24 protein-coding genes are annotated in these 23,672 nt (G+C 65.6%); 15 read left to right on the top strand and 9 right to left on the bottom strand.

Going from position 1 to position 23,672, the window contains the following annotated elements:
- Positions 1-1,062 (bottom strand): aspartate aminotransferase family protein (locus tag K8V11_RS01895; protein ID WP_303910519.1); only part of this gene is annotated, 1,062 nt, incomplete at its 3' end.
- Between the two features lie 110 nt (positions 1,063-1,172).
- Complete coding sequence (gene ectA, locus K8V11_RS01890; RefSeq protein ID WP_303910518.1) at positions 1,173-1,631, bottom strand: diaminobutyrate acetyltransferase; 459 nt, start codon at positions 1,629-1,631, stop codon at positions 1,173-1,175.
- A gap of 542 nt (positions 1,632-2,173) precedes the next feature.
- Here ectA and K8V11_RS01885 point away from each other — a divergent pair.
- Complete coding sequence (locus tag K8V11_RS01885; protein ID WP_303910517.1) at positions 2,174-2,983, top strand: TetR/AcrR family transcriptional regulator; 810 nt, start codon at positions 2,174-2,176, stop codon at positions 2,981-2,983.
- Positions 2,984-2,989: 6 nt separating this feature from the next.
- Here the strand turns inward: K8V11_RS01885 and K8V11_RS01880 are convergent, their stop codons facing one another.
- Positions 2,990-3,808: an inositol monophosphatase family protein gene (locus K8V11_RS01880; protein ID WP_303910515.1), complete on the bottom strand. Its 819-nt coding sequence runs from the start codon at positions 3,806-3,808 to the stop codon at positions 2,990-2,992.
- A gap of 71 nt (positions 3,809-3,879) precedes the next feature.
- On the opposite strand from K8V11_RS01880, the gene K8V11_RS01875 reads away from it, so the two are divergent.
- Entirely contained in the window at positions 3,880-5,001 is a 1,122-nt protein-coding gene (locus K8V11_RS01875; protein ID WP_303910514.1) for an LLM class flavin-dependent oxidoreductase, read from the top strand.
- Here the strand turns inward: K8V11_RS01875 and K8V11_RS01870 are convergent.
- Together K8V11_RS01870 and K8V11_RS01865 are read right to left on the bottom strand one after the other, a co-directional pair.
- Complete coding sequence (locus K8V11_RS01870; RefSeq protein WP_303910513.1) at positions 4,998-5,354, bottom strand: hypothetical protein; 357 nt, start codon at positions 5,352-5,354, stop codon at positions 4,998-5,000. The two genes, K8V11_RS01875 and K8V11_RS01870, sit on opposite strands and share 4 nt — an antisense overlap.
- Before the next feature lie 36 nt (positions 5,355-5,390).
- Positions 5,391-6,251: an HAD family hydrolase gene (locus K8V11_RS01865; RefSeq protein ID WP_303910512.1), complete on the bottom strand. Its 861-nt coding sequence runs from the start codon at positions 6,249-6,251 to the stop codon at positions 5,391-5,393.
- 457 nt (positions 6,252-6,708) lie between these two features.
- On the opposite strand from K8V11_RS01865, the gene K8V11_RS01860 reads away from it, so the two are divergent.
- The 4 genes from K8V11_RS01860 to K8V11_RS01845 all read left to right on the top strand — a co-directional run bounded on the left by K8V11_RS01860 (position 6,709) and on the right by K8V11_RS01845 (position 9,998).
- Entirely contained in the window at positions 6,709-7,143 is a 435-nt protein-coding gene (locus K8V11_RS01860) for an NfeD family protein (RefSeq protein WP_303910511.1), read from the top strand.
- Between the two features lie 94 nt (positions 7,144-7,237).
- The gene (locus K8V11_RS01855; RefSeq protein WP_303910510.1) at positions 7,238-8,641 is read left to right on the top strand and encodes an SPFH domain-containing protein; all 1,404 of its coding nucleotides are present in this window, start codon (positions 7,238-7,240) and stop codon (positions 8,639-8,641) included.
- 83 nt (positions 8,642-8,724) lie between these two features.
- Entirely contained in the window at positions 8,725-9,360 is a 636-nt protein-coding gene (locus K8V11_RS01850; RefSeq protein WP_303910509.1) for a TetR/AcrR family transcriptional regulator, read from the top strand.
- Positions 9,361-9,392: 32 nt separating this feature from the next.
- A complete protein-coding gene (locus K8V11_RS01845; RefSeq protein ID WP_303910508.1) occupies positions 9,393-9,998 on the top strand; it encodes a bifunctional 2-polyprenyl-6-hydroxyphenol methylase/3-demethylubiquinol 3-O-methyltransferase UbiG in 606 nt (201 codons plus the stop codon).
- Between the two features lie 56 nt (positions 9,999-10,054).
- Here the strand turns inward: K8V11_RS01845 and pnuC are convergent, their stop codons facing one another.
- Positions 10,055-10,768, bottom strand: a complete 714-nt coding sequence (gene pnuC / locus K8V11_RS01840) for a nicotinamide riboside transporter PnuC (protein ID WP_303910507.1) — start codon at positions 10,766-10,768, stop codon at positions 10,055-10,057.
- On the bottom strand, positions 10,765-11,265 hold the full coding sequence (locus tag K8V11_RS01835; protein WP_303910506.1) for a Rieske (2Fe-2S) protein: 501 nt from the start codon (positions 11,263-11,265) through the stop codon (positions 10,765-10,767). The genes pnuC and K8V11_RS01835 overlap by 4 nt, the downstream gene beginning before the upstream one ends.
- A 37-nt stretch (positions 11,266-11,302) precedes the next feature.
- On the opposite strand from K8V11_RS01835, the gene K8V11_RS01830 reads away from it, so the two are divergent.
- Positions 11,303-12,475 (top strand): pyridoxal phosphate-dependent aminotransferase, encoded by a 1,173-nt coding sequence (locus tag K8V11_RS01830; RefSeq protein WP_303910505.1) that lies wholly within the window; start codon positions 11,303-11,305, stop codon positions 12,473-12,475.
- On the opposite strand, the gene K8V11_RS01825 is transcribed toward K8V11_RS01830, so the two are convergent.
- The gene (locus K8V11_RS01825; protein WP_303910504.1) at positions 12,462-13,115 is read right to left on the bottom strand and encodes an SDR family oxidoreductase; all 654 of its coding nucleotides are present in this window, start codon (positions 13,113-13,115) and stop codon (positions 12,462-12,464) included. The two genes, K8V11_RS01830 and K8V11_RS01825, sit on opposite strands and share 14 nt — an antisense overlap.
- 582 nt (positions 13,116-13,697) lie before the next feature.
- On the opposite strand from K8V11_RS01825, the gene K8V11_RS01820 reads away from it, so the two are divergent.
- The 3 genes from K8V11_RS01820 (at position 13,698) to K8V11_RS01810 (ending at position 16,283) form a co-directional block, all read left to right on the top strand.
- A complete protein-coding gene (locus K8V11_RS01820) occupies positions 13,698-15,023 on the top strand; it encodes an Ig-like domain-containing protein (RefSeq protein WP_303910503.1) in 1,326 nt (441 codons plus the stop codon).
- A gap of 236 nt (positions 15,024-15,259) precedes the next feature.
- Positions 15,260-15,730, top strand: coding sequence for a hypothetical protein (locus K8V11_RS01815; protein ID WP_303910502.1), 471 nt, complete (start codon positions 15,260-15,262; stop codon positions 15,728-15,730).
- A gap of 25 nt (positions 15,731-15,755) precedes the next feature.
- Entirely contained in the window at positions 15,756-16,283 is a 528-nt protein-coding gene (locus K8V11_RS01810) for an RNA polymerase sigma factor (RefSeq protein ID WP_303910501.1), read from the top strand.
- Between the two features lie 11 nt (positions 16,284-16,294).
- Here the strand turns inward: K8V11_RS01810 and K8V11_RS01805 are convergent, their stop codons facing one another.
- Entirely contained in the window at positions 16,295-18,103 is a 1,809-nt protein-coding gene (locus K8V11_RS01805; RefSeq protein ID WP_303910500.1) for an Hsp70 family protein, read from the bottom strand.
- Between the two features lie 388 nt (positions 18,104-18,491).
- Here K8V11_RS01805 and K8V11_RS01800 point away from each other — a divergent pair, with 388 nt between their 5' ends.
- The 5 genes from K8V11_RS01800 (at position 18,492) to K8V11_RS01780 (ending at position 23,640) form a co-directional block, all read left to right on the top strand.
- Entirely contained in the window at positions 18,492-19,022 is a 531-nt protein-coding gene (locus tag K8V11_RS01800) for a ferritin (protein WP_303910499.1), read from the top strand.
- 377 nt (positions 19,023-19,399) lie between these two features.
- Positions 19,400-19,756, top strand: a complete 357-nt coding sequence (locus K8V11_RS01795; RefSeq protein ID WP_303910498.1) for an Ig-like domain-containing protein — start codon at positions 19,400-19,402, stop codon at positions 19,754-19,756.
- A 475-nt stretch (positions 19,757-20,231) separates the two neighbouring features.
- The gene (locus K8V11_RS01790; protein WP_303910497.1) at positions 20,232-20,882 is read left to right on the top strand and encodes a hypothetical protein; all 651 of its coding nucleotides are present in this window, start codon (positions 20,232-20,234) and stop codon (positions 20,880-20,882) included.
- An 83-nt stretch (positions 20,883-20,965) separates the two neighbouring features.
- The gene (locus K8V11_RS01785) at positions 20,966-21,691 is read left to right on the top strand and encodes a GTP pyrophosphokinase family protein (protein ID WP_303910496.1); all 726 of its coding nucleotides are present in this window, start codon (positions 20,966-20,968) and stop codon (positions 21,689-21,691) included.
- A gap of 89 nt (positions 21,692-21,780) precedes the next feature.
- Positions 21,781-23,640 (top strand): penicillin-binding transpeptidase domain-containing protein, encoded by a 1,860-nt coding sequence (locus tag K8V11_RS01780; RefSeq protein ID WP_303910495.1) that lies wholly within the window; start codon positions 21,781-21,783, stop codon positions 23,638-23,640.
- The last annotated feature ends 32 nt before the right edge of the window (positions 23,641-23,672 follow it).

Raw genomic sequence — 23,672 nt, 5'->3', positions numbered from 1 at the left:
CTTGCCGAAGAACTCGCGCAGCCACTTGCCGTTCTCGAGGGTGTGGTTCTGGAGCTTGTCGTCGGACCAGTACTTCTCGATCGCCACGGCGGCGGTTGCGAATGCGAGGTTGTTGCCGCGGAATGTGCCGTTGTGTTCGCCGGCGGCCCACACGTCGAGGTCCTTGCGGAACAGGGTGATCGCCAGCGGCAGGCCGTAGCCACCGATGGACTTCGACAGGGTGACGATGTCCGGCTTGATGCCCGCGAACTCGAAGGAGAAGAACTCGCCGGTACGGCCACAGCCCATCTGCACATCGTCGACGATGAGCAGGATGTCCTGGCGCTTACACAGCTCGGCAAGAGCCTTGAGCCACTCGGCACGAGCGGCGTTGATGCCGCCCTCGCCCTGCACGCACTCGACGATGACGGCGGCCGGGCGGTTAATACCCGAGCCCGAGTCCTCGAGCACGCGCTCCATCCACTGGAAGTCCTCGGTGATGCCGCCGAAGTAGTTGTCGTACGGCATCGGCGTGGCGTGAACCAGCGGGATACCGGCGCCTGCGCGCTTCATCGAGTTACCGGTCACCGACAGCGAACCCAGCGTCATGCCGTGGAACGAGTTGGTGAAGTTGAGGATCGCCTCGCGGCCGGTGACCTTGCGGGCGAGCTTCAACGCGGACTCGACTGCGTTGGTGCCCGTCGGTCCGGGGAACATGACCTTGTAGTCGAGGCCACGCGGCTCGAGGATCTTGTCGCTGAAGGACTGCAGGAAACGACGCTTGGCGACGGTGAACTTATCGAGCGAGTGCGTGATGCCATCGCGCTCGATGTGCTCGACGAGCGCGGCCTTCATGTCGTCGTCGTTATGGCCGTAGTTGAGCGCGCCGGCACCACCGAAGAAGTCGAGGTACTGCTCGCCGCTCTCGGTCGTGATGCGCACGCCCTTCGCGGTGTCGAAGACCTCGGGCCAGTTCCGCGAGTAGGACCGGACCTCGGACTCGCGCTCGCCGAAAATGGCGACATCGGAATGGTCCGGGACCGCTGCGACGTCCTCGGGCGTTTCGGTGTTGTTCTCGGTCATTACAATCACTCCTGTGTGAGGATTCTTTGTTTCCGCGCCGCGACCGGTGCCGGGTGCGGAAGTGGTCGTACTTCGAATAAAACGTGGCGCCTCCGGCGCCAAAATCTCATCTAGACGATCGAGTAGAGATCTTCTGGCTCGTGCCCCTCGCCGAGGTCGGCGGCCTGAAGATAATCTTCGCGGACGAACTCCATGCCGCGGTCGCGCGCAACAGAAGCGAAGAGCTTCTGGGAGGCTTCGTTATCGGGGCTGATCGTCGTGCGAAGCCGCACGACCTGGGAATCGAGGCGGTCGAGAATGTCGTGGAGCATGCGCGCCGCGAGCTTCTTCCCGCGCTGGTCGGCATCGACGCCGACCTGCCACACGAAAATCGTGTCGGCCTCGGACGGGCGGATGAAGCCGGTCACGAAACCGACGACCCTTCCCTGCACCTCGGCCACGACGGAGGTTCCGCCAAATTCCTTCGCCCACAGCGTGTAGGCGTAGGTGGAGTTCTCATCGAGCACACCGGTGTCCCGGGTGATCTCCCACATCCGTAGGCCGTCAGCAACTTCGGGCTGACGGAACACGGTGCCATCGTGTGTTTCACCTCCGCTGGAGGCGGAGTTCGAATCGGATCCTGGTCCCTCTTTAAAGGTATTCATTTCCTCATCAACGTTATGCGACAGATTTCCTCATGCCAGCCGAGGGGGTCCGCGGCAACGTGGAAAGTCGTTGAACCCACAGGTCACTCCCTCGGTGTGACGTTGCGCACGCCGTATGGGATCGCTCCCAAAAGCGAACACGACGTCCCGAACCCCATCGAGTGTAGTTCAACAACACGCGCCGGGACGTGCGCAGATTCCGCCAGGCGGAGTCTCGCGGCACCGCGGGCACCACTCGCCACGCGACTCGGCAGAGCGAGGCACAAGCGGAATAGAGTGAATTCTTGCAGAACAGAACGGTCGCTTCCGGCTGTTCGGGAACTGAAAACAGTTAGCATTCAGATAAAGAGAACTTTTCCTGTCGCTGGAGTCGGCGGAACGACATTTCCCGCGACTTCGGAGCATGGCCACGACGCTGCGCGCCCGCGACGAGAGTGGCCTTCATTCAAATTCACGGGGAGCCAGAAATGACGGATACATCGGCAGCGGACTCGGGGCAGGACGCTGCATCTGATTCGACTGCCAAAAAGACGTCTCGCGTCTACGGCGGCAAAACCTCGGAGGAACGTCGCAGCGAGCGCTACCAGTCTCTCATCGACGCGGCCTTCGACATCGTCGGCGGCGAGGGCTACGCGGCGGCCACCGTCCGAGCGATCTGTAAGCGGGCGAGCCTGTCCGAGCGCTACTTCTACGAGAGTTTCGATTCGCGAGCGACGATTCTCAACGCGCTCTACGACACGATCGTGCACGAGGGTCGCAGTCGGGTCCTCGACGCTATCTCCGCCATTCCCGTCGAGGAGCTCGAGGCCGCCAAGCGAACGCCCAACGGCATCCACCCGATCATCCTCGCCGGCACCCGCGCCTACAGCGAGTTCTTCACCGAGGAGCCCTACCGCGCAAATGTCGTGGTCATCGACGCTACGTCGGTGCCTGCCAATCGCGACGGCCTGAGCGTCGGGTCGAGCTATTCCTTCTCGGACCTCATCAGCGAGCTGCTCTCCTCGCTGCTCGGCTACGAACACCCCCTCGCCAAGATCTGCGGCATCGGCATGGTCGGCTACTTCTCGCGCGTGCTCAGCTGGTGGTTCGTCGAGGGCCACGAGCGGGACGCGCATTACCTCGCCGAGTCCACAGCGCTCGTCTTCCAGGGCATGCTCGACCGTTTGGCGCAGGACAAACCCGACGGAGTCGAGGTACCCGATCCGCAGCTGATCGCCGCAAAGATCGGCCCCGACCGTATGCGCGGCACGCCGCTCAACCCGGTAGAGGACAACTAGCCCGGGCTACCCCCGCATTGCAGCCCACGCCTGCCGAGCGAGTTCGGGAGTGGCTGCGGCGACCACCGTGCCGCCCGCGACGGGGCTCGACCCGTCGGGCCCCTCGATCACGCCGCCGGCGCCTTCGATTATCGGGATCAGCGCGACGATATCGTGCGCACCCAATTGCGATTCGACCACGAGATCGACCCGGCCCGCCGCGAGCTGGCAATAGGCGTAGCAGTCCCCGCCGAATCGCTGCAGCCGCACGGAATCGCCGAGCCGCCCGAAGTTCCACTCGCTGCCATCAAACATCGACGGGTGCGTCGAGTAGCAGACCGCCTCCCCGAGCTCTTCACAAGTAGAGACAGCCAGCGGTTCGCGCTCGGGCACCCCGGCGTCGACGACGAGGCCGCGGCGCACCACCTCGGCCGAACCATCGATCCCGATATAGGTTTCCCCGAGCACGGGCTGGTCCATGACCCCCACGACGGCCCGCCCGTTCTCGACGGCGCCGATCAGCGTTCCCCAGCCGGTCATCCCGCTGAAGAACGCCTTCGTCCCATCGATCGGGTCGACGAACCACGAACGCTCCGCATCTGCGCGGCCGCTTTCGCCGTCCTCCTCGCCGACGATCCGATCGCCCGGCCAGCGCCGCTCGATCCCGTCGCGAAGCACGGCCTCGATCTCCTTGTCCGCCAGGGTCACCGGATCGAATCCGGCCACGCCGCCCTTGTCCTCGGTACCGAGCGCGCCCGGGCGGGCGTAGAAGTACCCGATGGCGATCTCACGCGTCCGCCCGAGCAGCTCGAGCACGGCGGATAGGTGCGGATTCGCGCTGGTCATCGGCGTTCCCTTCTTCTAGTCCGGCCCCTTTCAGGGCCAGGTCGCGACCTCAAGAGTGTAAACCGGTACTTATGACGTCGGAGACCACCAACCCCCAGACCCCAGCAAATTCACCGGATTCGGACGGGGGCTCGGCGGCTCCCTCGCCCCTCGGAGACTATGCCCAGGCGGCGAAGCGCGCGCGGAACGGGGTGCCGTTGTCGGTGCTGGATCTCGTCGGGGTGTCGGAGGACGGGCGGCACGCGCTGTCCGCATCGATGGAAGCCGCCGCGGCCGCCGAGCGCGCCGGCTACTTTCGCTACTGGTTCGCCGAGCACCACAACACCGAGGGCGTGGCGAGTTCGGCGACCTCGATCATCATCGCGATGGCAGCGCGCGCCACGTCGTCGATCCGCGTGGGTTCCGGCGGGATCATGCTCCCGAACCACGCGCCGCTGCAGGTCGCCGAGGATTTCGGCACGGTAGCGCAGATCGAGCCGGGCCGTATCGATCTCGGCCTCGGCCGCGCCCCCGGCACCGATCAGATGACCTCCCAGCTCATCAATCATTTCTCGCCCGAGCCCAAGCTCTTCGCTCAGGCGATCTACGACATGCAGGGCTGGTTCTCCGACCGCGGCACCGGCCACTCGACACCCGTCCGCTCGGTCGCCTCCGCGGGAACCGACGTGCCGATCTGGGTCCTCGGGTCCACCGTCAACGGCGCCTCCATCGCCGGCCAGCTCGGCCTCCCGTTCTCCGTGGCCAGCCACTTCCAGCCCGAAGGCTTCGAGGAGGCGATCAAGACCTACCGCGAAACGTTTTCCACCGAGTCGCCGACGGCGCGGATCGACTCGCCGCACGTGATGGTCGCCGTCAACGTGCTCGCCGCGGAAACGTCGGAGGAGGCCTGGCGCCAGTTCACCACGACCCAGCGGATGTTCCTGGGGATCCGCCGCGGACGACAGACCAAGCTCGCCAAGCCGCTGCCCGATATCTCCGATGTCGCCACGCCGATGGAGGTGGCGATGCTCGATTCGGTGCTGCGCGTGCGCGCGGTGGGCACCCCGGACGAGGTCGTCGCGTCGCTCGATGAGATCGCCGAGCGCACGGGCGCGGACGAGATCATCACCACGACCTACGCGTACGACCCGGCGGTCCGCATCCGCTCGATGGAGCTACTCGCCGAGCGCTGGAATTCCTCCGCCGCGAGCTAGTTGAGCAGCATGTAGGTCGAGACCACGAAGATCACCAGCGCGGCCACACCCAGGCCGAGGCCGATGTTGGCGCGCTGCATATTCGGCGGAACCGTGACCGGCGTGTTCGGCACGCGGGTGAGCCCGGAAAACACGATCGCGATCAGGCCGGCGACCATGCCGATGATGTTGAGAAGCGGCATCCAGCACAGCACGATCGCGAGTACGCCGAAGATCAGTGCCTTGGTGCCGAGATCCATTTCCTTCTCGCCACCCGCGCGCTTCCTGCGCGCCGAGCGATCCCAGCTCGAATCGTCGCCGTCCCCGTCGGGCAGGGGCGAGCGATAGCGGGGTCCGAATCCGAAGAGTGCCACGACTTCACCGTATCCAATCGCCGCCGGCGCGGTCGCTCACCTGCGCGCGAGCCGCGGCCCAAGCACGTGTTCGAGAACCTGCGCCACCCCGTCGAGGTCGTGCCTGGGCGCAACGTAGCGAGACCGCTGGATGACGTCGGAGTGTCCGTTCGACATGGCGACCGAGGCCTCGGCGTGGTCCATCATTTCGAGGTCGTTGAGGTAGTCGCCGAACACCATCGTCTCGTCCCTGCGCACCCCCAGCGCGGCCTGCAGGCGCTCGAGCGCGACTCCCTTGTTCACGTTCGGTGGCATCACGTCGACCCAGTGGTGCCCGGAAACCACGACGTCAGCAAGCGAATCGATCCCGGCGGCGACGAGCGCGGGGGCCACGGACTTCTCGGCCTCGCCGAAGGTGAAGATGGCGACCTTAACCGGTTCGCCCGGGATGTCGCGGAGGTCGGAGACCGTGGTGAGGGCGTGGTAGTAGCGGCGCGCCTCGCGGAGGAACTCCTCGTCGTCGCGCTCGGTGTACGCCATTTTCGGCGTACATACGACGGCGCCGCAGTCGCTGTCTAGGCTGCGGACCACGTCGACGACATTGTCGGCGACCCCGGCGGGCAGGGGTTCGATCGCGATTTCGGCGCCGTCGCGCATGACGACCGTGCCGTTCTCCGCGATGACGGTGAGACCTTCGTGGATGTCGGCAAAGAGGTCCGCCAGGGTCGCGTATTGGCGACCGCTGGCGGGCACAAAGGTAATGCCTGCCGAACGCATGGCTCGAATCATCTCCCAGGTCCGGAGTGAAATCCGGCCATCGGCACCAAGAAGGGTGCCGTCCATATCGCAAACGACAAGGCGAATAGCCGTGCCGTCGGGAAGGAGATCGGCAGGGGTGGGTCCGGGCAGCGCCGTCACGAAGAGTCCTTATCTCGCCGCGCGCGCCGCCCCGGAACTACTTACGGGGTTGCGCCGCGGTCGATCGAAGCGGTGAGCGGGTCGATGGAACCTGCGAGCGGAAGTCGAATGGCTTCGAAGATCGCGTTCCAGGCTTCGGTGATCATATCTAGAGGCATCGTTAACGTCACTCTTCCTATAGTCGCCAGTGTCGAGACACCTTCCTCCGGGCACGTCTAAGGGGTGTCCGGAACGGAAAGTGCACTGCCACGATCATATATCGGGCGGCGGCTCTCAACCATTACGTTCTTTTCCCGCATGCGCAAGGTTATTTTGTGTACATGAGCGGCCAGAATTGTGCAGGGCGCTTTATCGTCCCTGCTTAGCAGGATCGGAAATACCCAGATTCGCTCAGGTGGTCGGTGATTGTGTCGTTTCCGTAATAATATGTGCGAATTCCCGCCGGTAGGGTGGGGCCATGCCCGCCTTGATCTGGTTAGCCGCAGCAGTAGGCCTCGCCTTCGCCGAGACGATCGGCGGCGACCTCATCCTGCTCATGCTCGCCGGCGGTGCGCTCGGCGGCTCGGGGGCTGCGGCTCTCGGAGCTCCGTTGTGGCTCCAGGGCATCGTGTTCGCCGCGGTGTCGTTGATGCTCATCTTCGTCGTCCGGCCTTTCGCGAAAACGAAGATGCTGGCCGGGGACCCTGCGCACACCAATGTCGATGCGCTCACGGGTCGCGAGGCGGAGATCACCGGGGAGATCGAGGATTCCACCGGTCTCGTGTCCATCTCCGGGGACGAATGGACTGCCAAGTCCCTGGTCTCGGGGGAAACCTTCAGCGTCGGCGAGAAGGTCTGGGTCCACCAGATCGAGGGCGCGACGGCCATCGTCGCCAAGAAGTACATCGACTAGCGGGTAATACCCACCGCAAACCACACGATCCCCGAATAAGAGACCCCTCCCACTTCCGCCCCGCAGGGCAGCGGAGACGAGAACAGGACCGAACATGGCTGCACTTGTGTTTCTGGTCATCCTGGTTGTGCTCATCGCGGCCATCGTCGCAAGCACGATCAAGCTGATCCCCCAGGCGGAGGCCGCCGTCATCGAACGGCTCGGCCGCTACCACCGCACCGTCAATGGGCAGCTCACGCTGCTCATCCCCTTCATCGACCGGATTCGCGCGAAGGTCGATCTTCGCGAGCGGGTCGTCGCGTTCCCACCGCAGTCGATGATCACCGAGGACAACCTCACGCTGTCCATCGATACCGTTGTCTACTTCCAGGTCACCGACCCGAAGGCCGCGGTGTACGAGATCAACAACTACATCGTCGCCGTCGAGCAGCTCGCCACGACCACGCTGCGTAACGTCGTCGGTGGGCTCACGCTCGAACAAACCCTCACCAGCCGCGACATGATCAACAAGCAGCTGCGCGGCGTCCTCGATTCGGAGACCGGCCGCTGGGGACTGCGCGTGGCGCGAGTCGAGCTCCGCTCGATCGATCCGCCGCCGTCCATCCAGGAGTCGATGGAAAAGCAGATGAAGGCGGACCGCGAGAAGCGCGCGATGATCCTTACTGCAGAGGGCCAGCGCGAGGCCTCGATCAAAACCGCCGAGGGTGCCAAGCAGGCCGCGATCCTCGATGCGGAGGGCGCCAAACAATCGGCGATCCTGTCCGCCGAGGCCGAGCGGCAGTCCCTCATGTTGCGCGCGCAGGGCGAGCGAGCCGCGCGTTACCTCACCGCAGAGGGCGAGGCCGCGGCCATCGCCAAGGTCAACTCGTCGATCAGGGCGTCGAAGCCGAGCCCCGAGATGCTCGCATACCAATACGTCCAGAATCTCCCCGAGATGGCGAAGGGAGATGCGGCGACGATGTGGATGATCCCGTCGCAGTTCGGCGATTCGCTCGAGACCTTCGCGCGTGCGATGGCGAAGAAGGACGAAGAGGGCGTGTTCCGCTACGAGGCGCCCTCTGCGCCTGTTGAGGAGCCCTCGGTGGCGACCCCACCTGAGGATTGGTTCGACACCTCGACGGATCCGACAATCGTCGAGACCGTCAAGCAGGCCGAGGCGGCCGCGCGAAGCACCGGCGAGACCGAATCCACGGCCGCGGAGAAGCGCTCGCGGAAGCCGCGTCCGGAGATTTTCGACAAGGTCCCTTCGGACCAGGGCGGTTCGGCGACGTCCGATGGCGCGGGCGACCAGCGCGCGATCGCAGATCGCCAGCCGCAGGGGAACGACACCTACGGTCGGCATGCCGACCCGCAGGCCGGTAACCAGCCTCAGCCCAACTGGCAACAGCAGCAAGGGCAGCAGGGTCCGGGACAAGGTCCAGGACAGGGACACGGCCAGGGCAACCAGCAGGGTGGCGGGTACTACTTCCCGCCCGGGAACACCCCGCCCCAGCGCTAAGCGCGCCGGCTCTCGTCACCTGCATTCCGAGCGCCCCGACGGACCATGAGTTCCGCCGGGGCGCTCGTGTAATTTTTGTGTTCATGGGACCCAATCCGCTCCTTCCGTTCGACGAAGACACCATCGCGATCCTGCGGTCGGCGCGAGAGGTCTTCATCGCCAACGGAGTGAAGGCGACCAACGCCGACGACATCGCCGCCGCGGCAGGTGTCGCCCGGGTGACGCTGTACCGGCGCGTCGGGCGGATGCAGCAGATCCTGGACGCCACCAGCCTGCTGGAGCTCACGGAGCTCGCGCTGAAAGTGCAAGAATCCTTCGTTCCGTACGACTCCATCGAATGGGACCCGATCCGGCACATCGAGGACATCTTCGACTACACGCTGACCTACTTCCGCGAATCCCGGTACATCAAGGCGATCATCCATTTCGACTCCGGGCTCACCACGACGGCGATGATGGAGAACTCCCGGCAGGATTTCCACGTGATCACCGAGTTGCTCGCGGGCATCCTGCGCAGAACCTGGGCCTCCGACATCCATTCCCGCCCGCTGCCCGAACACGAGGCCCAGGATCGCTCGCGAGCGCTCGGGGCGATGCTCGGGCACTTCCTTCAATCGCTGGTGTTGCTTCCTGACGGTCCGCCGGACCTCGATTCGTCCGAGAGGACCCGCGAGTACGCTCGCCTATATATGGCCCCGATTTTTCTCATCCGCCGCTAGGTTCGGCGTTCGACGACAACCAAGGAGTGAGGGTGAACCCTTCCGTGCACAGCGAGCAGTATCTGGCGCACCCCGACCCATGGGGAACGACGCCCGCGGCGACTGTTGTCGCCGAGGTGGCCTCGGCCATGGAGGCTGGGCTCGACGTCGGCACGGCGGTGGATCTCGGCTGCGGCGATGGCCGGCACTCGCGCTGGCTGGCGGGACTGGGGTGGCAGGTCGACGCGATCGACGTCGACGAGGGGGTCATCGCTAGCGCTCGGGAACGGGATTCGGACGACGGTCGAACGGGGCACGTCGACTGGATTGCGGGAGACGCGATGTCGTGGTCTCCGAGCGGTCCGGTGGAGCTCGTCGTGATCGGGTTCGTGCACCTGCCGCTGGAGCGGCTCCGCGAGGTGATCGCGCGCGCCGCCGGCTGGCTCGCCCCCGGCGGGCACCTGCTGTTCGTCGGGCATGCGGCCGAGAATCTGCACCGCGGGGTGGGCGGGCCCAAGGATTCGTCGACGCTCCCCGAGCTCGGAGACCTGGCGGCCGGGGCGGCCGGTATGCGCGTGCTCTCCCTGCGTCACGAGCTGCGGCCCGCAGGCACGGCGACGGCGGTCGACGCCGTTCTCCACGCGATGACGTGGGAGTGACGGTCCGGGGAGGATCGGCGGCTCCGACGTCATAAACGGGGTGGTCGTGGGTTCGACTATGCGGCGTTATTGGGGGACGGTTCCCGCTCGAGTGCGCGTGCGGCGTGGAACCGGCGGCCCACACGCCACCACACGATGAATCCCCAGAGCACGAAGCCGGCGTAGACGATGTACAGCACCGCCGAGGGGTAGTAGCCCGCGGTGAGCAGCAGCGGCACGCCGACGATGTCGACGGCGATCCACAACAGCCAGAATTCGGTCCACCCGCGTGCCATCCCGTAGGTCGCGAGCAGCGAACCCATGAAAATCCACGCGTCGGCGACGGGCCCCCACGAGCCGAGGGCGCGGAACAGGAGGCTGAGCGCGGCGGTGCCGACTGCCATCGCGACGACGATACCGATGCGCTCACTCCACGACGCCCACTTCGGGACGACCGCCTCCTGCCCCGCGTAGTCGAGCCCCAGCGCGCGGGCGCGGCGCTTGCCCAGCGACCATGTCCACCAGCCATAGACGCTGACGGCGAGGAACATCACCTGCCGCCCGGCCTGACCGTAAAGGTCCAGGTCCTGCGGGGTGTGGAATACGCCGCCGAGGAACACGGTGAGCAGGAGTGCGTTGCCCACGATGCCCACCGGCCACGCCCAGACCTGCCTCCGCATGCCCCCGATCGCCGAGGCGAGGCCGAAGAGGTTGCCGACGATCTCGCGCCACAGGATCGGAATACCCGCGATGAGAAACTGGGCGTCGAGGAGATCGACGAGAATGCTCACTCCCCGACCACCAGCTGATCCCCTTCGGCGCGGACCGCTACCTCGTCCAGTGGACGAGCGGCGGGCGGATTGGTGACCTCGCCCGTAGTGGCGTCGAACTGTGAACCGTGCAGCGGGCACCGCAACGACGTCTCGCCGACCAGTTTGGTCTTCGCGCCCTGGTGGGTGCAGGCGGTGGAAAACGCGACGAATTCTCCGGCGGTCGGCTGCGCGACGACCACGGAGCCGGCCTCGTCGCCGGCGTCGACGATGGTGGCTCCCCCGACGGGGACATCGGAGGCGGCCAGCGTGGTTTCGGGGACCAAAACCGTGGTCTGGGCAGTGGACTGCGCCTCCCCCTGGGACAGCGCGCCCGAGCAGGCGGCCAACGCGCCGGGGAAGACCACAAGGCCCGGGATCCCCGCCAACAGCGCGCGCCGCGAGCACGGCGCCGGCATCACGTCCGGCGCGGTAGTGGCAGTGGCGGTTTGGCGATCGACATCGTGTTCCTTGCCCATGTCTAAAGATGCTAGTCCTCGCCCTACACTGGGCCACATGACGGTTCAGCGGCTCCGCCCCCACGCGTCGACGATTTTTGCCGAGGTCTCCGACGCCGCGCGCATGCATCAGGCGATCAATCTCGGGCAGGGGTTTCCGGACACCGAGGGTCCGGCGTCGATGCTGCAGGTGGCGGCCGACGTGATCGCCGCCGGCGGCCACAATCAATACGCTCCCGGTCGAGGGGTTCCGGAGCTTCGGAACGCGGTGTCCAGGCAGATCGCCCGCGACGAGGGGCTCATCTACGACCCGGACACGGAGATCCTCGTGACGGTCGGCGCGACCGAGGGCATCGCGGCGTCGCTGCTCGGGCTCGTCGAACCCGGCTCCGAGGTCGTGGTGATCGAGCCGTATTACGACTCCTACGCCGCGTGCGTCGACCTGGCCGGTGCACGACGGCGGACCGTCCCGCTCGTTCCGGCGGGCGATACCTTCGTCCTCGATCGTGACGCGCTGGCGGCCGCGTGTTCAGATGCGACGTCCGCCGTCATCGTCAATTCCCCGCACAATCCCACCGGGGCCGTGCTCTCCGATGGGGATCTCGAGGCGATCGCGGCGGAGTGCCGCGATCACGACATCATCGCCATTTCCGACGAGGTCTATGAGCACCTCGTGTTCGACGGTGCCCGGCACCGGTCCATCGCACGGTTCGAGGGCATGCGGGAGCGGACCGTGCGTGTGTCGAGCGCCGCAAAATCACTGAGCTGCACGGGCTGGAAGATCGGGTGGATCACCGCGCCCGCGGAGCTGATCGCCGGCGCAACGGCGGCCAAGCAATATCTCAGCTTCTCCTCCGGCACGCCGCTGCAGCTCGCCGTCGCGCACGCGCTCGAGCACGAGCAGGCGTGGATCGGCGAATTGCGGGCGCAGCTGCAGGCGCAGCGAGACCAGCTTCGTGCGGCGCTCACCGGACTCGGCATGGGGGTCTCACACTGCGTGGGAACGTATTTCCTCGTCGCAGATGCCCGGCCGCTCGGCTATGCCGATGCGGCGGAACTGTGCCGCAGGATGCCGGGTGAGATCGGCGTCGCTGCGGTGCCGTTCTCCCCGTTCGTCGACGCCGGGAGCGCCGCAGAGTGGTCGCACCTGACGCGCTTCGCGTTCTGCAAGCGCCCCGAGGTCCTCGGCGAGGCCGCGGAGCGCCTGGCCACACTGCCTATTCGCGGGTAAGCGCCTCGCCGATTGGAGTCGGACCATCGGAGAACTCGATCGTGCGGTTCTCGGTGTCCGGGCGATGGAGGCAGGCCGCGATGACAGCGGCGACGTTTCCGCGGCTGGTCTTGCGGTCCTCGCGCTTGTCCTCGCCGACACCGATCGAGTCCGTCGGCTCGTCGAGGGTGAGCATGCCGGGCCCGAGAATCGTCCACTTGAGCTTGGTTCCCCGCAGGTGCTCATCCGCCGCGGCCTTGGCCTCCGCGTAGGGATAGAACGAATCCTCGGGGTCCACGCCGTGATTCGGACCGGCGCCGTCATACGAAACGATGATAAAGCGCTCCACCCCGGCGGCCTGTGCGGCGTCCATCGAGCGGATGGCCGCGTCACGGTCGACGGCGTAGGTGCGGTCCGGATTGCCGCCCCCGGCGCCGGCGGAGAAGATCACCGCGTCGGTGCCGTTGAAGGCCTCGGTGAGGGCGTCGACGCCGGCGCTTTCGATATCGAGAACAGTCGGGTCGGCCCCGACCTCCTTGACGTCGTCGGCGTGGTCGGGATTACGGATGATGGACGTGACCGAATCGCCATGGTCTGTGAGCAAACGAGCGGCGCGCAGTGCGATTTTCCCGTGGCCGCCGATGATCGTGTAATGAGACATGCCCCCGGTCTACCACTTCCGCGCGTTGCCGCAGCCGCCTCGAGATGGCCCCGCCGAACTACCCCATGCTCGGAGTCGGGGAAGGAATACATGTGATTATTCACACTAGTCACTTTTGTAACATCCGACCCTCGGCACTGGTCGGTGCGAAATTACCGGACGCAACACGTGAATTCAATAAGTAAATACTCATATTGGCAGATAACAACTGTATAAACGAGTGGCGAACGCGTGGCGCGAGCTTGGATACTGGAGACCGAGACGGCACAATAGGAAACGCTGCGCACATCGGTCGAGATAAACGAACAGGCCCCACGAGGGGGCGGAGGAACATTCTCCTTCGGCGCAGAATCCAAATGAATAAGTCGGGAACCACGCTGTCGGCAAGCAGATGTCGGAAGTGGGCACGGGCGCCGGAAGCGGCGTTCCCGTCCGCGGCTCCTACACTTTTGCCCGGCACGTGCGAGACGACATAACGACATACGCACGATTAGTACGACAGAACTATCAACGAGCAATTTCGATCAGAGGTTAAGCACGATGAGAAGGCTCCGCCAGCGGGCAACGTATTCAGCGGCCGTGATGACAGCTATCGCCGCCCTTGCCCTTGGAGGCTGCACCATCCCGACGGATGGAGGGAACGGCGACGACCAGGCCCAGGAGCAGACGACGCCTGCCACGGTCAATTACTCTTTCGACGAAGACGCCGCCGATGTCGAACCCAATGGCGCCGAGATCTCCGTCGAGGACGGCACGATCGAAGAAGTCGTGATGGTCCCGAGCCAGCCGGGCGAGTACTCGGGCCCGACCCCGGCAGCGAACGTCTCATCACTCGCGCAGCCGGAGGACGAGGCGTCCGGCGCGGACGCCGAGGCGACGTCGACCACCGCCGAGGAATCGGCGGACCTCATTCCCGCCAACGATCCCAATGCAGTCGCCGGAACGGTGTCCGAGGACGACACCTCGTGGACCCCCGATGGACCACTGGACTTCGGACAGCACTACACCGCACAGGTGACCTACGCGGGCGAGGACGGCAAGTCCCGGTCCGAGACGCGCGACTTCACTGTCGTCAGTCCCGACTACATCGCCACCCCGACGCTGATGTCCTCGGGCGGCGGCTCGATCGAGAGCAACCGTGAATACGGCGTCGGCCTTGTGATGTCCGTCCGATTCGACCAGGCTCCGACCGATCGCAAGGCGGCCGAGGAGCACATGAAGGTCGAGACCGACAACCCCGACGTCGAGGGCAGCTGGTACTGGATCTCCCCGAACCAGGCGGACTGGCGCCCGCGCGAGTACTACCCGTCGGGCACGAACGTGTCCGTGGACATCGACATGGCCGGCGTTGATCTCGGCGAGGGCATGTACGGCGGTGGAGAGCGCCAGACCGCGAACTTCACTATCGGCGCGAAGCGCGAGGCGATTGTCGACGATTCCGACAAGATCCTGCGCATGTATGAAAACGGCGAGCTCATCGGCGAGCTGCCGACCTCGATGGGCAAGGGCGGCTACGAGACGCACAACGGCGTATCGATGCACTTCTGGACCCCGGAGGGTACCTACACGGTGCTCGACAAGTCCCCGAGCGTCGTGATGGATTCAGAGACCTACGGATTCCCGATCGAAAACGGCGGCTACAAGACGACAGTCGCGCACGGCGTGCGCCTGTCCAACGACGGCATCTACACCCACGCCCTCGACAACATCTGGGCACAGGGTGTGCAGAACACCTCGCACGGCTGCCTCAACCTTTCGCCCGCCAATGCCCAGATCTACTACGACTGGGCCGTGGCCGGAGACGTGCTGCAGGTCCTCAACACCGGCGGACCCGAGCTCGAACCTTGGGCCAACGGCGACTGGAACATTCCCTGGGAGGAATGGCAGACCGGACAGGCCGACTTCTAGTTTTTGGCCACGCCATCTGGCAGATGGTTATTCACAGTGCGGGGTACCCTCGGGTGCCCCACACTTTTTTGCAGGTAGAGGGCTTCGAGTTCTCCGATTTTCTTTGCGTGGTAAAGAATGGGGAATCCGTTCGGAACATTGAGACCGCCCGGTGCATCTGAATGTTCAGATCAGCTATACCCATCACGCGGAACGCATTGTGCAGCTACCGCTGAACCTGCATTGGAGAACGTGCAGTGAACACACAACCGGAACCAACTCCGGCAGACGACGGGCTCGGGCTTTCCGAGCTCGCACCGGCGGACCTGCCGGCCGACTTCTGGGAGCAGGCGGTCTCCGTGGCCGTCGACCCCTCAACCCCGCCCGTCGAGGACATCGAAGTCCCCGGTGACGCCGACCTGGCCTCGGACCCGGATCTCGCCGATGACGGCGACGTGCCGGATCCCGCAGGCGATGACGTCGACCTGTCGGAGTTCGACGACGATCCCTCCGCCCCGGGCGACGCTCCCCTGGGCCAGGACGACCTGGAGACCGACGGGGATGTGAACGACATTGACTCTCCGGAACTCGACTCGGACATTTTAGCGACCCCGGAAACGCCGATCGACCAGCAGGAATTGACCGAACCCTATCCAGATTCCGCGGACTTAGGTACCGTCGAACAGGACGAAGGGGCCTCAGGTTTAGACGATCCTTCGGCGTTCTGACGACTGACACGAAGGGGAACCGGGCTTGCAATCCACCGACACCGAGTTGCTCGAACGCGCTCGGACGGGCGATCAGAACGCGTTCGCAGAGCTCGTCGGCCGTTACCGCGGGCGCACGTGGGCTGTCTGCCTGCGCATTGCGGGGAACCAGCACGACGCAGAGGACGCCCTGCAGAATGCACTGACGGCCGCCTGGCAGAACCTCGACAAGTTCCGCGGCGACGCCAAGTTCTCCACCTGGATCCACCGAATCGCCGCAAACGCGGCGCTCGCGGTCATCCGCAAGCGCCGGGACATGCCCGACGAGAACATCGATACCAACCTCGCCTCCAGCGCTCCCCGCATCGATGAGCGGGTCGCCGTGGTCGAGGCCGTGCAGTCTGCACTGACGAAGCTCCCCGAGGCTTTCCGCGAGGCAATCGTCCTGCGCGAATATGCCGAGCTCACCTACGCCGATATCGCCGCGCACCAAGGAGTGCCGGTACAGACGGTGAAGAGCCGCATCAATCGCGCGCGAACCCAGTTACGGGAGATCCTCGAACCCGTGATGTAGGGCGGCACGCGCTACATGGCAGCGAACCCGCTCGTCTCCCACAAAGTCTCTGCCGTGGCGACATCGCCCGGGTACATGGCGTCGATGATCAAGTGGTTCTCCGTGTTGACCACGAGGAGCGAGAGGAATCCCTGCCCCTCTTGTATGAAGCCGAGAACACTGCCGCTGTCCGACGTCATTTCCGTGATCTTGACTCTGTTGTCCGGGTTCGAGGCGTCGGCTCGCTGCTCGTCGACGAGGGAATTCGCGGCGACCTCGTCGGCGTAGGCCGGGAACGAGTACGAGGATTTCTCGCCGAGAGCGCCGGCCTCGTTGTCCACGGTGCACTGGGCGCCTGGGACCTTCTTCCCCGACGGCGCGGACTGCTCCTTCGCCTCGCAGGTGGTGACGTTACGCAGCGCCTCCGGGAGAGCGGCGGTGATGCCTTCGGGCCCTTCGCCCACCGGATCGGTGACGAAGGATTCCGGGCCGCCGAGGCCGCCGTTGGTGAGGAAGTACGTCCCGCCGATGGCGACCGCGACGGCCACTACACCTGCGCCGATCGCGGCTGCCAGTTTTCCGCCGCTGAGCCCACCAGTGCGCTTCTTTTGGGTCTGGCCTATCCCGGATGTCGGCTGGTGGGGACCGTGGCCGGCGTGTTGAGGTCCCTGCACGGACCCGGCCCCGTCGATCGAGGGGGCCGGCGCGAAGCCGTGCTGCGCGAAGTTGTTGTCCTCGGACTGCGCGGGAGACTGCATACGCTCGACGCGGAGCGCGCCGAGGAGCGCGCCCTGGGCCACGACCGTCTTCGGATCGTCGAGGGTGGCAACCGGCGCGAATTCGGACAGCCGCGAGTGGATCAGCGGCACCTGGCTCGATCCGCCAGTGAGGTATAGCGCCCGCAAACCATTGTGTGCGACTCCGCCGTCAGACATGGCCTGCCAGGTGAGCTCGACCGCGCGCTGGATCTCCGCGTCGATGAGGCCGTTGAATTCCGCGCGGGTGAGCAGGAGCGTCTCATTTCCCACCGACGTCGACACCGAGATCGTCGCCGATGCCTCCTCGGAGAGAACCTCCTTGGCTGCCCGGACCGAAAGATCGAGCGCGCGCAGCGACGAGGTAGAGGCGCTCGAGCGCAGGTGTTCGGCGAGTGGGGGGTTGGAATCGTCGAGCTGGGCGAAGACCCATTCACGGATCAGCGCGTCGAAGTTACGGCCGCCGATGCCGTTGTCGCCGCGCGCGGCGAGGATGCGGAAATCCCCGCCCGGGACGGCCTCGAGGATGGCGATGTCGAGGGTTCCGCCGCCGAAGTCGAAGACGCCGATGCGCTCGCCCGGCTGCAGGTTCGAGGTGGTCGTGTAATAGGTGGCGGCGGCACGCGGCTCGGAGACGAAAAGCAGCGAATCGGGGTCGATCCCAGCGCGACGAGACGCCTCCTTGAGTGCAAAAAGCGCCGAATCGCCCCAGGCCTCCGGGTGCGTGAGCACGACCTTTTCCGGCGGGACCTCGCCGTGTTTGCGACAGGCCGAGCGGTAGGCGACGTGTAATACGGCGGCGAAAAGATCGACGACCTCGACCTCACGGTCGCGCAGCCGCACAGAGCTGCTGCCGATGGCGCGTTTCGGGAAGGGCATGAACCCGGAAGCGTCGCCCTCGGCACGGTTCGCCGCTGCGGCACCCGCAGCGATCGCACCGCTGGGCTCGGCGTACACCGCCGACGGCAATAGGTTGCCGCCGTGCGTGAGCGCCACCGGCTCGACCTCGCCACTTCGCGGCGACGTGTGCGCCGCTGCCGTATTGGACGTGCCGAAGTCGATTGCTAGCTTCCATCCACCGGCCACTCGCGCCTCCCACGTCTACTTATGTTTGATCGGCCTCCATTGTGCCCGGCCGCCCCACAGCCGCGCCCTGGTGGTGAGCGACGGCGCCGAGCGCGGGCGGGGAACGCAGGGCAAAACCCTGCCGGAGGTATGTCGTCCTCGGCCGTGGGAAGTGTTTCCTCCCGGCATGGGCGCGCCCGAGAGATCTGGCCGCGAAATTCTTAGGGTCACACACCCTTTTTGGTGTAAGTGCAGCCTTCCCTGTGCTCGATTAAGGGGGGCTGAACACTTATACCCACTCGGGTGGACAACACGTTACCGCTGGTGGCTGCATAAATTTCATCGGCGTATGGTCACTATCAAAGCAAGACGGAAACAACAACTGACAAAGACGAAAGGAAGGCACATCATGGCTTCCAAGTTCCACAACCTTCTCCGTGAGCAGATCGCCAACGAGTTCGGCGCTATGCAGCAGTACGTCGCCATCGCCGTGTGGGCCGATGCCAGCGACCTCCCGCAGATCGCCTCGCATTTCTATGCACACTCGCTTGGCGAGCGTAATCACGCGATGATGATGGTCCAGTACCTCCTCGACCGTGGCGAGACCTTCGAGGTCGGCGCCATCGAGGCGCCGCGCAACGCCTTCGAGTCCCCGCTCGACGCGTACAAGGCGGCCCAGGCCCACGAGGTCAAGGTCACCGGCCAGATCGAGGCGCTCTTCCACGCCGCACGCGAGGAAAACGACCCGCTTGGCGAGCAGTTCATGCTCTGGTTCCTGCGCGAGCAGGTCGAAGAGGTCGCCAACATGGACACGATGGTCACCATCGCCGAGCGCGCGGGCGACAACTGGTTTGACGTTGAGCGCCACCTCGCACGCGAGGGCGGCGGAGCCTCCTCGAACACCGGCACCCCGCCGGCCGCTGCGGGCGGCGCGATCTAACTCGCCGCCCTGGGGCGCTCGCGCCCCGAGCAAAAATTCCGCGATGACGGCGGAGGATCCGTTCCTCCGCCGTCATCGCTATTTCTTCGGTTCTGCGCGTTGCCTTCTCGGGTGCAGGCTGGTCCGGGTAGCGGAATAAATTGGTGTTCATCAAGCACACTGCGGTGCATACTGCACACATCCGGCCGCGGGGGTCTTTCGCGCCTTCGTCGGCGGCAGTTCCCGCGGAAGGGGCGTACATGGACCGGTTGCATTCGTCGGCTCCCACGGCGCGAGCCTTCCGTCGGTTCGGCTGCGCGTTGTCCACCGCCGCAATTGCGTACGCCCTCGCGGGTTGTTCCGTCGGGCCGCCCGAGGGAGCAGGGAGCAGCGCCACCGTGAGCCGGGCGCAGACGTCCGCCGTCATCACCATCCCTGGCGCGGAGCGCCAGCCAGTTTCGCCGGGCTCGCCCATCCGCGTGGAGGCCTCCGGCGGCTTCCTCACCGATGTGTCCGTCTCCCGCGACCGCGACGATGCGAACATCGCCGGGTCCGCGGTCGAGTCGAACAAGGGCCGCACGACTGCGTGGGCGACGACCGAGCCGCTCGGCGCGGACGAGACGTTCACGGTCGCGGCGGTCGCCGAGAATCAGGCGGGCGAAACGACGGAGAAGCAGTTGCAGTTGAGCACGGCACCAACCGAGAGCTCTGCCCCGGATACCGGATCCGCCGGTGGGGACGACCCCGATCTCTGATCGCGTCGCATGGTCGCTGACGGCTCCGTAGAGATACTTGCTCGCGTTTACCCTCACTTACATTGGGGCCGCGCTTTCGGACGGAAACCCGTGCGCTCGCGGCGCGACAGGGGCGAAAAGAACCTGAATCGGCACGTGAAAATAAATAAATCTGCGCAGCCGACCAGCGGACTCGACTAAGGCCGAGGGATGCGGCGGAATCACACGTGCGCACCTCACAACACTTGCACACCATCGACATGATCCTGAAGTCGATGCTGGTCAGAAGTCATTTCCATACACTCGGACTCGGGGGCAGAGTTACTGGTGTGACAGTTGTGACGCATGTGGTTTTCTGGTTCCTCGGCCGGATTTACACAGAATAAGGAATCTGAATCTTCGTTTCCGGGTGTTGATTCCCGCTTGTTCACGCCCTTACGTTGGTCCCGCGAACATTTCGAGGCACTACCAAGAGCCAAGATGAAAGGACCGCACTGTGAATACTCGTCGTAAGAGCTTTATGATCGCCGCCGGTGCCGCCACCGGAGCGATGGCCGCCGCAACCGTGATCGGCGCAGGACCTGCAGGAGCGCAGGAAGCGCCCGCTCCGGAGCAGACCGAGCAGACCGAACAGGCTCCCGCCGAGGGCGCGACCGAAGACGGCACCGCCGAGGCTCCCGCCGGCGACGCGGAGGCCCCCGCCGGCGATGCGACCGGCGAAGAGGCTCCGGCCGGAGACGATGCCGAGGCACCAGGCGCAGAATGTGGTCTCGACGCCGAGGCCATCGCCGAGGAGACCCCGGCCCCCGCAGACTACGACGGTGAATTCCCGGGCTGGACCGTGGAGAACGTCGCCAGCCCGTGCGGGAACCTCGGCGCGGTTGAGCTCTCCGCCGAGGGCGCAACCGGCTCCTCGCCGACGCAGGTCGTGCTGGTCAACGCCGGCACCCCGACGAAGACGCAGCCCGAGGGCAACACGTCGCTCGGCCAGCAGTTCTTCGATTTCGCTGCCGTCGTCAACGAGAAGCACGCACCTGAAGCCGGTGACCCGAACGCCGAGGCACCGCAGACGCAGTCCATCTATGTCTGGAACCCGCTCGCAGGCGACGTCGTCGGCGCACCGATCCCCGCTGGCTCCAGCATCTAAATCACGGTCTTCGCACCGATTTCTATGAAGCGTCCCAGGTTCTACCTGGGGCGCTTTGTGGTTGATTAGGCACACTGGTGATTGTGAGTACGACAGCTGAGAACCTTGCGGACCCCGACGGCCCTCTCCTGCCTTTCGAGGGCCGCGACACCGACGGAGCGCCGTCACCCGAAGTACTGGAGAGCGCCTTCGAGGCGGGCAGGAAACTCAACGAGAGTTTCATGCCCTATCGGTTCGCGATCCAGGAGGTCCTGACCAAGCTACAGATCCTCCGCGACGAAATCTCGATCCGCGAGCAGTACAGCCCTATCGAGCACATTTCCGACCGGGTCAAGAGTCTCGATTCCATCGTCGGAAAGCTGCGCCGCCGCGGCCTGCCGCTGAGCGTGACCTCGATGCACGAGAACCTCACCGACATCGCCGGCATACGCGTGACCTGCTCGTTCATCGGCGACACCTACCGGATGCAGAGGTTGCTCGACGCGCAGCCGGATATGCGGACGATCGAGCTCAAGGACTACATCGCCGAGCCCAAGCCCAACGGGTATAGGGGCTTGCACGCGATCATGGAAACTCCTGTGCACCTGTCGACCGGATCTGAGCCGGTCAAGGTGGAGATCCAATTCCGCACGATCGCGATGGATTTCTGGGCGAGCCTGGAGCACAAGACGTTCTATAAATACGACCGCGACGTCCCCTCCAGGCTGCTTGCCGAGCTCACCGAGGCGGCCGAGACCGCCAATCTCCTCGACAAGCGGATGGAGTCGATCCATCGCGAGATTCGCGGCGCCGGAACGACGAAACTCTAAGCGCCGCCGAAATATTCATACCTAACATTGGCGTAACGACGCGCCGTCACGCCTCCACGAGGCCTCCGAAGTGCCTAGTATTTGCAAACATGGCACCTGTAACTCGTTCTTCCCGCCGACCGTGGACGCGGCTTTCCGCAGCCGCCCTCGTGGCGACGCTCGCGCTCGGCGGCTGCTCGGTCTTCACGCCGGACAACGGTTCGTCCGAGCTCGATTCCTTCATCCAGGCGTTGAACAACGAGGACGCCGGGGCCGCGGCGGCCCTGACCACCGATCCCGAGGCCGCGCGCGCCTCCATCGAGAAATCGCTCTCGGGACTGGCGACGGACGAGCAGGGCCCCGACCTCGAGATCGACCGCGGCGACGGCGATCTCCCGGACGGTACGGTCTCGCTCGGAACGACCTGGACCCTCGCGCCAGACCGCGAGGGCACCCCCCGCACCATCACCGGCACCGGTGCCGCCGGGATGACAAAGGTCGGCGAGGAATGGAAGGTCGAGTGGGCTCCAACGGTGCTCGACGACCGCTTCGGTGAGGGCGATTCGCTACTCCTCGAGGACAAGCTCGACTACTCCGGCCGGGTCCTCGCCGCAGACGGCACTCCGTCGATGGAGTGGCTGCCGGTGACCAACGTGCAGATCCCCATGTCCGAGATCACGCCGGAATCGCAGGCGCCCGAGCAGGTCGCCGCGCTCGTGGGCCAGCAGTTCCCGGAGATCACCGCACAGTCGATTCGTGACGGCGCCCAAAGCGCCATCGACGGCGCCGCGGAATCCGGCGAGGCAGAACCGGAGAACTACACCGTCGTCAGCCTCCGCGAGGAAGACATCGCACCGATCCGCGATCAGCTCGCGGGCACCGAGAACGTGCTTCTCGACGAAGACCACCGACTGATCAGCGTCGGGCTCCCCTCGCCCGCGATGAGTTCGGTCGAGGAGCCGCTGCGCGAACGCATGGGCGAGCGCGGTGGGTGGGCCGCGGGAATCGCCTCCTCCGGCGTCATGCGCGAAGAGTTGGCGTCCGCCGCGCCCGAGCCCATCGGCGATATCACCACCACGCTCGACCCGGCCATCCAATCCGCGGCACAATCGGCGGTCTCGGGCAGCGGCTTCGCGTCGTCGATCGTCGCGATCCGGCCTTCCACGGGCGAGTTGGTCGCCGTCGCGCAGAACGACGCGGCGAGCTCGCTCGGCCCGGTCGCACTGCAGGGCCACTTCCCTCCGGGGTCGACGTTCAAGGTGGTCACGACCTCGGCGGCACTCAGCGAGGGCGTGGTCGGCGCGAACGACACTGTCCCGTGCCCCGGCGTCACCAGCGTCGACGGGCGCACGATCCCCAACGAGGACGAGTTCGCCCTCGGCCAGGTCTCGATGGGCACCGCGTTCGCCCGCTCGTGCAACACGACGCAGGCGATTCTGTCCTCGGGGCTTACCGACACGTCGCTGCGCGATACCGCCGCCCAGCTCGGCCTCGGCACCGAGATGACGATCCCCGGGCTCGACGCCTACACGGGCGAGGTGCCGGTCGCCGAGCAGGGCCCGGCGCGCGTCGAGGCGTCGATCGGGCAGGGCACGGTCACGGCCAGCCCGTTCGGCCTTGCGCTGATGTCGGCGTCGGTCGCCGCAAACGGGAATCTCGTCCTCCCCACGTTCTTCCAAGGCGAACCGGCGACAGTGCCTAACCCGCCGGCGCCGCTCGACCCGGGCGTGGCGAGCACGATCCAGGATTACATGCGCCAGGTCGTCACCTCGGGCACCGGTACGGGCGGCGGCAGCATCCCCGACCTGCGGGGCAAGACCGGAACGGCGGAAACCGGGATGGGCGACCCGCACGGCTGGTTCACCGGTTACGCCGGCGACCTCGCATTCGCGGTACTCATGCAGGAGGCGGACAGTTCCAAGCCGGCCGTGTCGATGGCCGCGAACTTCCTTTCGCAGGCGCCGTACTAACCCCCCTCTTGTACACTCGTCCAAAATGACGC

Origin of the sequence: Dietzia timorensis, from assembly GCF_020742175.1 — a bacterium.
Lineage (GTDB): Bacteria > Actinomycetota > Actinomycetes > Mycobacteriales > Mycobacteriaceae > Dietzia > Dietzia timorensis_A.
The sequence above is the reverse complement of the archived record's forward strand: the minus strand, read 5'-3'. Positions and strand labels throughout refer to the sequence as shown.

What these genes read in the sequence shown, in the direction of transcription:
- K8V11_RS01835 (WP_303910506.1), bottom strand. Translation starts at nt 11,265, where the DNA reads ATGGGCAAGGAACACGATGTCGATCGCCAAACCGCCACTGCCACTACC.
- K8V11_RS01860 (WP_303910511.1), top strand. Translation starts at nt 6,709, where the DNA reads ATGCCCGCCTTGATCTGGTTAGCCGCAGCAGTAGGCCTCGCCTTCGCC.
- K8V11_RS01825 (WP_303910504.1), bottom strand. Translation starts at nt 13,115, where the DNA reads ATGTCTCATTACACGATCATCGGCGGCCACGGGAAAATCGCACTGCGC.
- K8V11_RS01780 (WP_303910495.1), top strand. Translation starts at nt 21,781, where the DNA reads ATGGCACCTGTAACTCGTTCTTCCCGCCGACCGTGGACGCGGCTTTCC.
- K8V11_RS01850 (WP_303910509.1), top strand. Translation starts at nt 8,725, where the DNA reads ATGGGACCCAATCCGCTCCTTCCGTTCGACGAAGACACCATCGCGATC.
- K8V11_RS01885 (WP_303910517.1), top strand. Translation starts at nt 2,174, where the DNA reads ATGACGGATACATCGGCAGCGGACTCGGGGCAGGACGCTGCATCTGAT.
- K8V11_RS01830 (WP_303910505.1), top strand. Translation starts at nt 11,303, where the DNA reads ATGACGGTTCAGCGGCTCCGCCCCCACGCGTCGACGATTTTTGCCGAG.
- K8V11_RS01875 (WP_303910514.1), top strand. Translation starts at nt 3,880, where the DNA reads ATGACGTCGGAGACCACCAACCCCCAGACCCCAGCAAATTCACCGGAT.
- K8V11_RS01855 (WP_303910510.1), top strand. Translation starts at nt 7,238, where the DNA reads ATGGCTGCACTTGTGTTTCTGGTCATCCTGGTTGTGCTCATCGCGGCC.
- K8V11_RS01800 (WP_303910499.1), top strand. Translation starts at nt 18,492, where the DNA reads ATGGCTTCCAAGTTCCACAACCTTCTCCGTGAGCAGATCGCCAACGAG.
- K8V11_RS01880 (WP_303910515.1), bottom strand. Translation starts at nt 3,808, where the DNA reads ATGACCAGCGCGAATCCGCACCTATCCGCCGTGCTCGAGCTGCTCGGG.
- K8V11_RS01820 (WP_303910503.1), top strand. Translation starts at nt 13,698, where the DNA reads ATGACAGCTATCGCCGCCCTTGCCCTTGGAGGCTGCACCATCCCGACG.